Annotated in this window: 11 protein-coding genes; 9 read left to right on the top strand and 2 right to left on the bottom strand. The window is 43.7% G+C overall.

The window, feature by feature from the left end; all coding sequences use genetic code 11:
- The first annotated feature begins 12 nt into the window (after positions 1 to 12).
- From LAY41_RS29240 to LAY41_RS29230, 3 genes are read left to right on the top strand one after another with little or no spacing between them, the layout of a single operon-like run.
- Positions 13 to 2,838, top strand: coding sequence for a PAS domain S-box protein (locus tag LAY41_RS29240; protein ID WP_249105749.1), 2,826 nt, complete (start codon positions 13 to 15; stop codon positions 2,836 to 2,838).
- Positions 2,839 to 2,873: 35 nt separating this feature from the next.
- Positions 2,874 to 4,133 carry a hypothetical protein gene (locus tag LAY41_RS29235; RefSeq protein ID WP_249105748.1) on the top strand — a complete coding sequence of 420 codons (1,260 nt, stop codon included), beginning with the start codon at positions 2,874 to 2,876 and terminating at the stop codon, positions 4,131 to 4,133.
- 1 nt (position 4,134) lies between these two features.
- Complete coding sequence (locus LAY41_RS29230) at positions 4,135 to 4,371, top strand: hypothetical protein (RefSeq protein WP_249105746.1); 237 nt, start codon at positions 4,135 to 4,137, stop codon at positions 4,369 to 4,371.
- A 276-nt stretch (positions 4,372 to 4,647) separates the two neighbouring features.
- Here LAY41_RS29230 and LAY41_RS29225 read toward each other — a convergent pair whose 3' ends face one another.
- A complete protein-coding gene (locus LAY41_RS29225) occupies positions 4,648 to 5,151 on the bottom strand; it encodes an ureidoglycolate lyase (protein ID WP_249105744.1) in 504 nt (167 codons plus the stop codon).
- A gap of 132 nt (positions 5,152 to 5,283) precedes the next feature.
- Between LAY41_RS29225 and LAY41_RS29220 the strand changes: the two genes are divergently transcribed.
- Together LAY41_RS29220 and LAY41_RS29215 are read left to right on the top strand one after the other, a co-directional pair.
- Positions 5,284 to 6,354 carry a BMP family protein gene (locus LAY41_RS29220; protein WP_249105742.1) on the top strand — a complete coding sequence of 357 codons (1,071 nt, stop codon included), beginning with the start codon at positions 5,284 to 5,286 and terminating at the stop codon, positions 6,352 to 6,354.
- Positions 6,355 to 6,422: 68 nt separating this feature from the next.
- Complete coding sequence (locus LAY41_RS29215; protein WP_249105741.1) at positions 6,423 to 7,931, top strand: ABC transporter ATP-binding protein; 1,509 nt, start codon at positions 6,423 to 6,425, stop codon at positions 7,929 to 7,931.
- Positions 7,932 to 7,945: 14 nt separating this feature from the next.
- Here LAY41_RS29215 and LAY41_RS29210 read toward each other — a convergent pair whose 3' ends face one another.
- Complete coding sequence (locus LAY41_RS29210; RefSeq protein WP_249105739.1) at positions 7,946 to 8,695, bottom strand: hypothetical protein; 750 nt, start codon at positions 8,693 to 8,695, stop codon at positions 7,946 to 7,948.
- Between the two features lie 72 nt (positions 8,696 to 8,767).
- Between LAY41_RS29210 and LAY41_RS29205 the strand changes: the two genes are divergently transcribed.
- The 4 genes from LAY41_RS29205 to LAY41_RS29190 all read left to right on the top strand — a co-directional run bounded on the left by LAY41_RS29205 (position 8,768) and on the right by LAY41_RS29190 (position 12,289).
- Positions 8,768 to 9,427 carry a DUF1877 family protein gene (locus LAY41_RS29205; protein WP_249105737.1) on the top strand — a complete coding sequence of 220 codons (660 nt, stop codon included), beginning with the start codon at positions 8,768 to 8,770 and terminating at the stop codon, positions 9,425 to 9,427.
- 202 nt (positions 9,428 to 9,629) lie between these two features.
- Positions 9,630 to 10,259, top strand: coding sequence for a hypothetical protein (locus LAY41_RS29200; protein WP_249105736.1), 630 nt, complete (start codon positions 9,630 to 9,632; stop codon positions 10,257 to 10,259).
- Complete coding sequence (locus tag LAY41_RS29195; RefSeq protein ID WP_249105734.1) at positions 10,249 to 11,307, top strand: ABC transporter permease; 1,059 nt, start codon at positions 10,249 to 10,251, stop codon at positions 11,305 to 11,307. The genes LAY41_RS29200 and LAY41_RS29195 overlap by 11 nt, the downstream gene beginning before the upstream one ends.
- Positions 11,308 to 11,353: 46 nt before the next feature.
- Positions 11,354 to 12,289, top strand: coding sequence for an ABC transporter permease (locus LAY41_RS29190; protein WP_249105733.1), 936 nt, complete (start codon positions 11,354 to 11,356; stop codon positions 12,287 to 12,289).
- Positions 12,290 to 12,371 lie beyond the last annotated feature (82 nt).

The following is a 12,371-nucleotide window of genomic DNA, read 5'->3' as shown; positions in this document are numbered from 1 at the left end:
GGTGGGTGTTTTGTGAAAGTACTCCGTATTCTCCTGCTAGAAGACAGTCTGCTAGATGCAGAACTCATCCATGCCAATCTGAGCGATGCTGGGATTGATTGCGAGTTGGTGCGAGTAGAAACAAGGGCTGACTTTGTTACAGCATTGCAAAAAGGCTCTTTTGATTTGATTTTGGCAGATTATGCGCTGCCTTCCTTTGATGGAATTTCTGCTCTAGAAATCGCCCGCACCACTTGTCCAGAACTGCCATTTATCTTTGTTTCTGCTACGTTGGGGGAGGAATTGGCGATCGAAACCCTCAAAAATGGTGCTACGGACTACGTACTCAAGCAACGACTATGGCGACTTGCCCCGTCGGTACATCGGGCATTGCGCGAAGCAAAGGAACGGAATGAGCGCGTACAAGCAGAAACCGCATTGCGGGATGCACTCCAAAAACTAACTTTCCACGTTGAAAATTCACCGTTAGCAGTCATAGAGTGGAACCGGGAATTTCACGTATCTTGGTGGTCAAAAGAAGCAGAAAGATTGTTCGGGTGGTGTGCTACGGAAGTAATTGGCAAACACCCTCATGATTGGCAATTCGTTTTTCCTGAAGATGTCGAGGTTGTCAATAGCATAATAGATCTGTTTACTGCTGGCAAAGAAAAAAGTAATATCGCACACAACCGCAATTACACAAAAAATGGCTCTGTTATCCATTGCGAATGGTATAACTCTGTTCTCATAGATGAATCGGGCAATTTGGTATCGGTACTATCTCTAGTTCTGGATGTTACCGAGAGGAAGCGGGCGGAGTCAGAACGATATCGTAGCGAGCAAGAATTTAAAGCACTGGCTGAAAATTCACCTGACATTATTGCACGGTTCGATCGAGAATTGCGCCACGTTTACGTGAACCCGGTTGTAGAAAAAGCAACGGGAATTCCACGGGAAACGTTCATCGGCAAAACTAACGCCGAGCTAGGGTTTTCGGACGAAATAAATGCTTGCTGGCAAGAGCGGCTTCAACATATATTTGAAACAGGGCGAGAGAGTTCTTTGGAATTCGATTTTCCTTCACCAAGCGGGATTCGCTACTATCAATCTCGCGTGGTTCCTGAGTTTGCTCTGGATGGTTCGGTCGAATCCCTTCTCAGTATCACTCGCGATCTAACTGAGTACAAGCTAGCAGAGTCGGCTTTGCGAAAAAGCGAAGCGCGATTCAGAAGTGTATTTGAATCCAAGATGATCGCGATGGGTTTTTGGGATAAAAACGGTTACGTCACCGATGTCAATGATGCTTTTCTTGAGTTAATAGGATATACGCGATCGGACTTTATTGCCAATAAATTACACTGGAAAGATATCACACCACCGGAATATATTTCTGGCGATCGGGAAAACTGTAAAGATTCTTCAGATTTTAGTTTGTGGGGTAACTACGAGAAGGAATACATTCGCAAAGATGGCAGCCGCATTCCCATTTTGCTTGGTGGAGTATCTTTCGAGGATACTTTGTCAGGAGGGGTTTTCTTTGCTCTCGACTTAACTGAGCGGAAGAAATTGGAGAATCGGTTACGTCAACAGGCTGAGGAGTTGGGCCAAGCGAACCGGATTAAGGATGAGTTTTTGGCGGTATTATCTCACGAGTTGCGATCGCCCCTTAATCCGATCTTGGGTTGGGCCAAGCTACTGCGAACCCGAAAATTTGATGAAGAAACAACGGCTAGAGCAATTGAAACGATCGAACGCAATGCCAAGGTGCAAACGCAACTTATAGAAGATCTGCTGGATGTTTCGCGCATCATGCAGGGAAAAATCAGCCTGAATAAAAGTCGGGTCAGCTTAAAATCGACGATCGAAGCAGCGATCGAAACTGTCAGCCTAGCCGCTGAAGCTAAGTCAATCCAGATTCAGCGTGCGATCGATCCCAACCTTGGCCTAGTTTCGGGCGATCCTAGCCGCTTACAGCAAGTAGTATGGAATTTGCTCTCCAACGCAATTAAGTTTACCTCCGAAGGGGGTAGGGTCGAGATTCGATTGTCAACCAATTTTGGATTTTCGACTGCCGATTTTGGATTGGAAGATACTGCATTAGAATCAAATAGTGTCGCATCACAGGAACTTCCGACAAATCCCAAATCCCAAATCCCAAATCCCAAATCGCGATATGCCCAACTCACAGTAAGCGACACAGGTAAAGGTATTAGATCTGACTTTCTGCCTTATGTTTTTGATTACTTCCGCCAAGCCGATTCCTCAACCACCAGAAAACACGGTGGACTTGGACTTGGTTTGGCAATTGTCCGCCGTCTGGTGGAACTGCACGGTGGAACTGTCTGTGCAGAAAGCCCAGGAGAAGGACTGGGGGCAACGTTTACTGTCAAGTTGCCCCTGCTTAAAGAGACTATTGAACCTAGAACCGATTCCCCACTACCCAGTCCTCATTCCTGGGCCTCCACTCCCCTCAAGGATTTGCGAGTACTTGTAGTTGATGATGATACTGACTCCCGCGAATTTCTTAGCTTTGTGCTGGAACAGTATGGCGCTCAAGTGACGGCAGTTGCATCTGCTTCTGAAGGGTTTGAGGCACTTTGCAGGTTGAAACCAGATGTACTGGTGAGCGACATTGGAATGCCCCAAGAAGATGGTTACAGTTTGATCGGCAAAGTGAGGGCGCTGGATGCAAATGAAGGGGGACAAACCCCGGCTATTGCTCTGACGGCTTATGCTAGGGATGAAGACCACAAACAAGCTCTCTCGGCAGGCTTCCAGATGCACATGGCAAAGCCCGTTGAGCCCGGAGAATTAGCTAAAGTGCTGGCAAGGCTGGCTGCTTGTACCGAAAAAGTATAAATAAAAAAGCTCTGACATTATAGGAGAATTTCTGCTTGAAATTAGGAGTATTTTGGCGACTTATGGGAAATTCAGCGGTTTATTACCCCAAACTGGCTAAAGTTACTGGCGGTGTAACTGCTGCTGTTTTATTTTGTCAGCTTTTGCAGAAGCAGTCTGAATTGGAGAATCCCCATGATTGGGTAAAAATTACTGTTGATGAAATTGAGTCAGAAACTGGTTTAAGTTATACGGAACAGAGATTGGCTCGAAAGCGATTGGTGGAGCGATCGCTGTTAAAACAACGATTGGTCGATGATGTTAAGATTATGGAATTGTGGCCGGACATTGATGCTCTTGAGCAGAGATTGGAGGAGTTCTTACAGTCAAATTGTCTTGTCACTTCTGCACAAAATCAAGCGCCAGTTCAAGTCATATCTCAATCGAACGGTTATTCAACAAAAACAACGGCTGTAGAACTGTTAGAATCTTCTCCTACTTCAGGTATAAATAATAAAACTGATAAGTTTTTCCATTGGCAGCGTCAGCCAATTGCAATGAGAGTTACTCCTAATTATCAATTTAGTGGCCCTTGGAATTCTCAAGAGCAATTTGAAGAATTTCAACGAGCTTTATTGGAACATTTCAAAAACAAAGGTATTGATAATCCGGCGGGATGGGTGTTTAGAATTATAGATGGCATCACAAAAGGTTTGGTGTCTCCGTTTTGGGATGAATTTATCCAAGGAATTCCGCTGGGAGAGACTCAGAAAGTTAAGCGAGATTGGGAGATTGAACCGGGGTTTCCATATCCAGCTTTTAAGGAGGAGCGTATTCAGTATTATGTACAAAAAGGAGAACCGCTAGAAACGGCAGTAGCTAAAGCGAGTTCTGAACTTAGAGATCCCGTGGTAGGAAAAGATTTGTGGGAAGGTTTTTTGAGAAAGTGCGATCGCATTGCGGATGACGCAATTAGAGCGAAAAATTTAGGAGTGACAACCCCTTATTTACCACCATCTTTTACAGATAAACCGCAAGTGAGCAAAGAAAGTGTTATGAATAAATTGAGTGCGATCGGGCCTCAATTTTCGCTGGCATCATCTAAGTCAGACGACCTTATTAACCTGAGTTTAGAACAGCAAAAAGTTGAAGATAAAGCTCATGATTCTATATCTAATCCTCCTAGTATTGCTTCTTTGCAGTCAGCTTACCAAACACCTATGGGTCGAACTATCGTCGAAAAGCAAATTGCCGAACACCCGGAATGGGGATATGGTATTGTTGATGATGAAGTTGTAGATTTAATTCCTTTTTAAGATGATGAAACTAATTGGTGAAATTGATGCGTTTAGTTTAGGACGTTCTCCGGTTTCAGACGAAGAAAGAAAAAATCTACGTCGGGAAAGATTGGAGCAAGAAAAAGAGGATGGGTATCAAAAGTTAGCTGAATTTTGTCGTTTAGGCGAGTATGACGCAGCTCGACATTTGGTGAACCGCAATCTTGGTTGGGGTTATGAAATTGTTGGCGGGGAAGTGATGGAAAGAGAGGATTGAATAATTTTTGTAGGTTGGTTGAGGTAACGAAACCCAACGCAGATGTTAGGTCATATACTGTCCGGTTGCATCGTTAGTAAATGCGTGATATCGTTAAATTGTTTGTTGTCATCGGTGGTTAAGATTTTACCGCAGATGAAGACAGATGAACGCAGATAAACGCAGATAAGAATAAGATCATAAATTTTTTAGGTAACCGATGCGTAAGGACATGATATCAGGGAGCAATTTTACCTTTAACCGTTCAACCCAACCTACAATTCGACAATGATGGGGTTATGAAATAGATGCAATTTCAAATTCTAGATGGTGGCTTTCCAAAAAATTGTAGGTGAAATGATCGATCGCATTTGTATTGCTGAGTTCCAAATTGTAGAAATCAACAAAATCCCAATCGAAATATGGTCCCGCGTGCCAAGTACCCACCTCTAACTTGATAAAGCAATTACCAGGAATGCGAAAAGCTGCAATTTCCTCTAATTTTGGTTGGTCAGTATCATTATTAGGAGGCGCAACCGCAATTAACCAATCCTTCCCTTCCAGAGAACCCAGACATTGAGTGCATTGCACGTGGCGCGTAATTTTGTGAAACTTGCGTCCTTGGTGGTGCAGTCGCATAATATAAATTCGAGGAATTCCATTTTGGAGGTTTAACTGAGCGTCCTCTGCATCGTAAGTCTTGCCATCAATGCTTGCGAAAATCACCTGTCCGTAGGGTCGGAAGCTGTCTGGCCCGATCGACTGAGCCTGTAATTGTTTTAATAAGATCGATCGGCTCATTTGCATAAATAGGGTAAATACTTTTCTTAGTGTATCTGAAAATACGGTTTGCTACAATAGAAACATTTTATGTAAATGATACGCGATCGCGAACCAACGTATCCCACTTAATCTCGCCAAAATAAAACCTGTATGTCTCAAATGTATCGTCGGCGTCAATTCCTCATTTACGGTTCAGCCGCTTTTGGCACCAGTCTCCTGCTGAAAGCTTGTACTAGCAATTCGACTTCTACATCAAACACCACAGGCGAGACGCCAGCGCCACAAGATGCAAAGAATTTTAAAGTAGCAATTGTGTTACCGGGAATTATCACAGATAAAGCTTGGAACCAGGTAGGCTATGAAGGCGTGAAAGCGGTTGAAAAAAAGCTGGGAGTCGAAACAGCTTACGTCGAAAACGTAGTGCAAGCAGATCAAGTAGAAGTGCTGTCAGACTTTGCGCGGCGGGGTTACAAGCTAATATATGCTCACGGGGGGCAATTTGATGCCGCAATTCAGCAGGTAGCACCGCAGTTTTTTCCTGACACTTACTTTGTGGGTGTAAATGGTACTGTGAATGGTAAAAATATGGCATCTTTGCGTATAGATCATCTGCAAGCCAGCTATATTTGCGGCATCATTGGTGCTGCAATGACAAAATCAAATCGAATGGCTTATCTGGCGGCTCAATCTTTTCAAGCAACAAATGAAGAATTGAGGGGATTCCAGTTAGGAGCTAAATCTGTCAAACCCGATATTAAGATAATTCCTAGTTACACTGGCGATTGGAATGATGCGGCTAAGGCAAAAGAAGCAACACTGGCGTTGATTTCTTCTGGTGTAGATGTGATTTATCAGTGGCTGGATAATGCTTCTCCCGCCGTGCTGCAAACTGCTGCCGAAAAGGGAGTTTATGCTTTTGGCAATACAACAGATCAGCTGAATGTGGCACCCAAGGCAGTGTTAACCAGCGCGGTAAAGCGGATTGATTTAGCTATTGCTTATCTGGCAGATTTAGCTGTTAAGGGGAATCTTAAAGGAGAAATTTATACAATTGGTTTCGATAAGCCAGATATTCTTTATGTTGGCAAATTCGGTGCGATGGTGCCAAAGAATGTAGAGGAAAAAGCATTACAAACAAAAGATGCAATTTTAGCCAAAAAAATTATGTTTGAGCCTTGCCAAGAAAATGGAAAATACACCCGATGCTTGAAGCAAGCCTAGCAGTATTATAGAGGCTCTGCCGAGCTAACACTGCAATAATGATGGGTATTGACCACCAACTTTTAGAAATGACTTACCTACGTCTTGATGGCATTACTAAAGCGTTTGGTAATTTTATTGCCAATGACAATATCAACTTGAGTGTCAGCAGTGGATCTATCCATGCAATGCTGGGCGAAAATGGAGCAGGCAAAACCACTTTGATGAATATTTTATGCGGACTTTATCAGCCAGATACTGGTCAAATTTACATTGAAGATAAGCCTGTCCAAATTTGGTCACCTAATGCTGCAATTAAGTGCGGAATTGGCATGATTCATCAACATTTTATGTTGGTGCCGCAATTGTCTGTGACCGAAAATATTATACTCGGAACTACGTTTGATTTGTGTTTGGATTTGCAGGCGAGGAGTAGGAAAATATCTCAAATGGCTCATTCCTACAATCTTGATGTCAATCCATTAGCAAAAGCTGGGGATTTACCCGTGGGAGTGCAGCAGAGAGTAGAGATTCTGAAAGCACTTTACCGCAAGGCAAAACTGCTGATTTTAGATGAGCCAACAGCAGTGCTGACGCCTCCCGAAGTGCAGATTCTGTTTTCTATTCTGCGCCAACTTTCTCAAGATGGACACACGATTATTTTTATCAGTCACAAGCTAGAAGAGGTGATGAATCTCTGCGATACGGTTACGGTGTTGCGGCGGGGAAAGGTGGCGGCGACGATAAAAACGGCAGAAACTAATGCTCAGGAATTGGCGCGATTGATGGTTGGCAGAGAGGTGTTATTTCATCTGGAAAAATCTGCTTTTTCGTGTGGAGATGTGGTATTGGAAGTGAATAATTTGCAGGTGCGTGATGAGCGAAATTTTCTTGTAATTAAAGATGTATCTTTTCAACTTCATGCTGGTGAAATTCTGGGAATAGCTGGTGTGGATGGGAACGGACAGCGAGAGTTGGCAGATGCGATCGCACTTTTGCGTCCTGTTTCTGGGGGAACAATTCGGAGATACCCCACCCCCAACCCCTCCCCGTCCCACGGGGAGGGGGGGAAGAAAAGTATTGCTTATATTCCAGAGGATAGGCAGAAAATGGGTTTGGTGATGGGATTTAGCATTGCCAAAAATCTGATGCTCAAAGTTTTTTATTTGCTACCCTTTTGCCGTCGCTGGTTATTACAATATGGAATAATTAATAACCATGCTGCTGAAGCCATGCAAAATTTTGATATTCGCGCCGAAAATCCAGCTATTAAAGTTAGCCAGTTGTCGGGCGGGAATCAACAAAAAGTGGTGCTTGCACGAGAACTTTCTGGGAATCCGGCTTTAATTGTGGCGATGCAACCTACACGCGGTTTAGATGTGGGTGCGACAGAATACGTGCAGCAACGGTTGTTAGCTGAAAGGGAAAGAGGTGCAGCAATTTTGTATATTTCTACTGAGTTAGAAGAAGTGATGGCAATGAGCGATCGCATTGCCGTGATGTACGAAGGTCAATTCGTTGATATACTGGATGCGGCTACTGCCTCTCTGGAACAGGTTGGTTATTTGATGACAGGTGGTAAACTTTCGACTTATTGATATCCTAGATGCTGCTATTGTGCTATTCTTCTAGGAGGGTTTGCACCCTCAGAACCATCAAGAGTATTTTTCCACTCGACTGAAACCACCTTAGCGCTACCTCTAATTTGTGAATTTACAAGACTTTCAAAAGGAACTTGTCTTCCTGGTTGAATAGTACCGGGAATTGCAGCCGATCCTGCCTGTAGAACTTGCTCTGGTATCGTCTGTCCATCAGCATCGGTTGTACGTACAATACTGTATGTAACTTTTATTTGCGTAACGGGGTTATTAGTATTATTTGCAACCGTGCCGCGAACTCTTCTGCCTCGAAATACCGCCTCAATCTGATTAACAGCTACCGTCCCTGTGATTGCTGATGTTGCGGGTGTTGCTGCTGGTGTTGCTGGTGTTGCGGTAGGAGTGATTTGAGTCGCCGGGACGGCAGCGCTAGTAGCAGCAGTACAATAATTGGGAGGCCAATTCTGTATTCTAGCGCGAGTGTTAGCTAAAGCCTGTATTTGTCTGCGATAGCTTACCAGTTCGCTTTCCATTTGTGGCACTCTAGCCCTCATGCGATCTAAAATTTGAATGGCTTGTCTCCACTGTTGGGCGCAGACTGCTTGCTTGAGTTGTGCGTTGAGTTGTGCATTGAGGTCAATTTGAGATAAACTCGGATTTGCTGTCAATCCAATAGTGGTGATTAAAGTAGCGATCGCTAAAATCCTGAATCTCATAGTTCCCACTTCCAAAGCCGTGAAATCCTCTTTACTAATATAAGGCATCTGTTCTAATAATGAATAGGTGCTAAACACTAAGGTTAATTTTTAAGAGAAAGCTTGATTGGAGAGTAAAATATGGGAATAGAAGCAGAATTCAAGCAAGTATCTCCATACCTGTTAGAGAAGCTAAAAGAACATCCAGACTTTGCCGAATTATTTTTTGATGCCCAATACTTGCCTGAATCGCCTTTCTGGCAACAATTTACTATTAATCTAAACGATCCAGATGATGTTGTTTTTCTTGATGAGTTCACAAATTTGGCGTTAGAGACATTTAATAAATTAAGAGAGAATAAGCAAGAGGAGTTTAAGAAACAAAAAACAGATATTTCTCAGATTATTGAAGAAGGCAAAGCTGAATATTTAGATATTGATAAAACCTGGCGTATGATACACTTTGTACTGACAGGAGAAGATGACTCATTCGTACCACCATTTTTGATAGGAGAAAACAATGAAGATCGTTTACCTTCAATCAATGCTATTTTAGGTGGGACAGAAATAGAACATGAGGCAACTTATGGACTTGTACGATATTTGACAGTTGATGAAGTTAAGCAAGTAGCCGACGCTTTATCAAAATTTTCCTATACAATGATTAGGGAAAGGTTAAAATTGAGAGGTTGGAAAGAGAAGAGTTTCGATCATTTATTCGATTATACTTACAATCCACTTGTGAGGTATTACCAAGATGCTGCTGAAAAGGGAAATGCGATGTTTCTCTACTTAAGTTAGATGATTTTATAAAAAATAATCAGATTCAATCTGTTATGCTGTAAATTACAGAGCGGAGTAAGATATGGGAATAGATAATAACTTGAAGCAGCAATCGCATTGCCACTATGAAGCTCAATTTATTGGTATCCTTAATGCAGCGCCTGTCACTGTCGAACAGGTAGCGTAGTTAATTATCAACCTTTGCTAAGCTAAAACAGCTATGCCTGACATCAAATCTGTTAGCTTCGATACCTCGAAATGGGAGGCTATTGAACAATTAGATGAGCGCATTTTATGGAAAAACGATACAGCCGATCGCTTATCGCTGCACTTTTTTCACATTACACCAGATCTTCCCGTCAATCTGACTGCTATAACAGAACTGCAAAACTTTTACCGGCAAAATGTCATACAGGTAGGTGGCGGATTAGTCTCTGTTGATGTTTTGTCTGTAAAAGGCGTTTCTGCAATCAAAACTCTGTTCAAATTTTCCATGAAATCAACTGGCATGAGGTATATAGGTTCCCTAACTTTTCCCTTTGCAAGTTTTAGTTATGCAATCAAAGTAGATTGCCCAGAATACGGCATGACAGGGATAAGAGATACTCTCGTTTATACCCAGGTTATGAAAGAAATCGATCCAGACGATCCCTATAAAGGGTGGTTTGAAGATCCATACGATCGCACGCGCAAAGATGCTATGATGCGTAATCAATCTGAGGACGAAAGCTACGATAATCAATTCCCCGATCACCCCTTATCGCGGGCGCGTAGATACCTCGCCGAAATTGAAACAAGCGTTGAATTTACTAACGAAGTCCTCCGGGCGACACCATTCCATGCGCCATGAAAGTTCACGGATATGGTTGCTGTTATCCCCAATTGTAGCGATCGCATCTGCCTTACTCGTCGGTGCCGTTTTAATCGCGCTATCGGGGACGAACCCTGTAACAGCTTATACAGTCCTGTTCACTGAATCCCTGGCAAACTACTACGGTTTTGGCAGTACCCTCACCAAAACTGCCCCCTTGCTACTGGCAGGTTTGGGCGTGCTAACAGCGCTGAAAGCAGGGCAATTCAACATTGGCGGCGAAGGACAGATTTACATGGGCGGACTCGGCAGCACCCTTGTCGGGCTATACTTGCAAGGATTGCCCGCATTGATTCACGTACCCTTAGCACTGCTGGGAGGATTCCTGTTTGGCGCTGTCTGGGGTGGGATTCCGGGATATCTCAAAGCGGTACGGGGCGTAAACGAAGTCATCACAACGCTGTTGCTGAACTATATCGCCCTTAATTTGGTGGGATATCTCGTCCACGAACCGCTGATCGAACCGGGTGCGCCTAGTGCGTATTCTCCCTTAATTTCCCAATCAGCTTGGTTGCCAATTATACTACCTAAAACGCAAGCCCATGCGGGGATTTTAGTTGGATTAATTGCGGCGGTAATCCTGTGGGTGGTGCTGGCCCGATCGCCTTTAGGATACCAAATCGAGGCGGTGGGGCTGAATCCCGTGGCGGCACGCTACAGCGGGATGTCGGTGGAACGCACAATAATCATTGTGATGGCGCTAGCGGGAGGATTGGCGGGATTAGCTGGTTCCTCCGAGGTGATGGGGTTGAAACATCGCTTATTCGAGCAATTTTCACCTGGTTATGGATATGATGCGATCGCTCTTGCCTTTCTGAGTCGCGGTAACATCGCTGGCATTGTGGCAACATCCCTCTTTTTCGGTGCCTTACGCAGCGGCGCAAACGTGATGCAGCGCAGTGCGGATGTTCCCGTTACCGTAGTTTACGCCATTCAGGGATTAACTGTGCTGTTTATTGCCATTAGTTTTGCGATCGAACGTCGATTTAGAATGATTAGAATTAAAACCGCAGATGAACGCAGATGAACGCAGATGCGATCGTATTTATATTCGCTTCAAATAAAAAAATACAATGGACAATTTGACCTTTTTTACCGATTACTTAAGTGCCAGCTTGCGCCTCTCAGTCCCTTTAGCATTTGCCGCTTTAGGAGGACTTTTTTCAGAAAGGTCAGGAGTGCTAAATATTGCCCTAGAAGGAATGTTACTATCCGGTGCATTTGCTAGCGCTGCCGGAGCAGTTTTGACTGGTAATGTTTGGATAGGGATGCTGTTAGCAATAACAGTCGGTGGAATAGTGGGATTGCTGCACGCTTATCTTTGCGTTACCTTGCGAGTTGACCAATTAGTATCGGGACTTGCGATTAATCTCACCGCCGCTGGATTGACCTCTTTTTGGTCGCGCATCCTATTTAATAGCGGTCAAGCGCAACAATTACCGGGCATTCAAACTATCGGCATTCCCGGATTGCAAAATATCCCGATCGTGGGTTCTCTCCTGTTCAATCAAGACCCGCTGATTTACTTGTTATTCTTGCTAGTTCCCTTCACTACATATTTATTATTTCGCACAAGTTTAGGATTGTCCTTGCGTGCGGTGGGAGAATATCCACGCGCCGCAGATACTGCCGGAGTTTCTGTTACTTTAGTGCGCTATACAGCAGTGATAATTAGTGGCTGTATGGCAGGTTTGGGAGGTGCGTATCTAGCTTTAGTTCACGTCAAATTCTTTGCCGAAGGTATGAGTGCAGGAAAAGGTTTTATTGCTCTTGCTGCTTTAATTTTTGGCAGATGGCATCCCGTCAGCACTGCTTTTGCTTGTTTGTTATTCGGTGCTACAGAAGCTTTGCAGTTGCGAATTCAAGCGTTTAATCTAAATATTCCCTATCAATTTTTGGTGATGTTGCCTTATGTTATTGCGCTGTTAGCGTTAATAGGATTGGCAGGCAAATCGACGCCTCCTGCTGCACTGGGAATTCCTTACATTCCTGAAAGTCGAGAACAATAGAATTATACAGCGCTTTGCGCTGTAATGAGGTACAATAAAATATCATTTTGTAGCCAAAGCTAATGAAAGCATATTCAGTTGA

Origin of the sequence: Argonema galeatum A003/A1 (assembly GCF_023333595.1) — a bacterium.
In the GTDB taxonomy this organism is placed as follows: domain Bacteria; phylum Cyanobacteriota; class Cyanobacteriia; order Cyanobacteriales; family Aerosakkonemataceae; genus Argonema; species Argonema galeatum.
The sequence above is the reverse complement of the archived record's forward strand: the minus strand, read 5'-3'. Positions and strand labels throughout refer to the sequence as shown.

Excerpts from the sequence above, each read along its gene's own strand:
- LAY41_RS29230 (WP_249105746.1), top strand. The coding sequence starts at position 4,135 with ATGATGAAACTAATTGGTGAAATTGATGCGTTTAGTTTAGGACGTTCT.
- LAY41_RS29225 (WP_249105744.1), bottom strand. The coding sequence starts at position 5,151 with ATGAGCCGATCGATCTTATTAAAACAATTACAGGCTCAGTCGATCGGG.
- LAY41_RS29220 (WP_249105742.1), top strand. The coding sequence starts at position 5,284 with ATGTCTCAAATGTATCGTCGGCGTCAATTCCTCATTTACGGTTCAGCC.
- LAY41_RS29215 (WP_249105741.1), top strand. The coding sequence starts at position 6,423 with ATGACTTACCTACGTCTTGATGGCATTACTAAAGCGTTTGGTAATTTT.
- LAY41_RS29210 (WP_249105739.1), bottom strand. The coding sequence starts at position 8,695 with ATGCCTTATATTAGTAAAGAGGATTTCACGGCTTTGGAAGTGGGAACT.
- LAY41_RS29205 (WP_249105737.1), top strand. The coding sequence starts at position 8,768 with ATGGGAATAGAAGCAGAATTCAAGCAAGTATCTCCATACCTGTTAGAG.
- LAY41_RS29200 (WP_249105736.1), top strand. The coding sequence starts at position 9,630 with ATGCCTGACATCAAATCTGTTAGCTTCGATACCTCGAAATGGGAGGCT.
- LAY41_RS29195 (WP_249105734.1), top strand. The coding sequence starts at position 10,249 with ATGCGCCATGAAAGTTCACGGATATGGTTGCTGTTATCCCCAATTGTA.
- LAY41_RS29190 (WP_249105733.1), top strand. The coding sequence starts at position 11,354 with ATGGACAATTTGACCTTTTTTACCGATTACTTAAGTGCCAGCTTGCGC.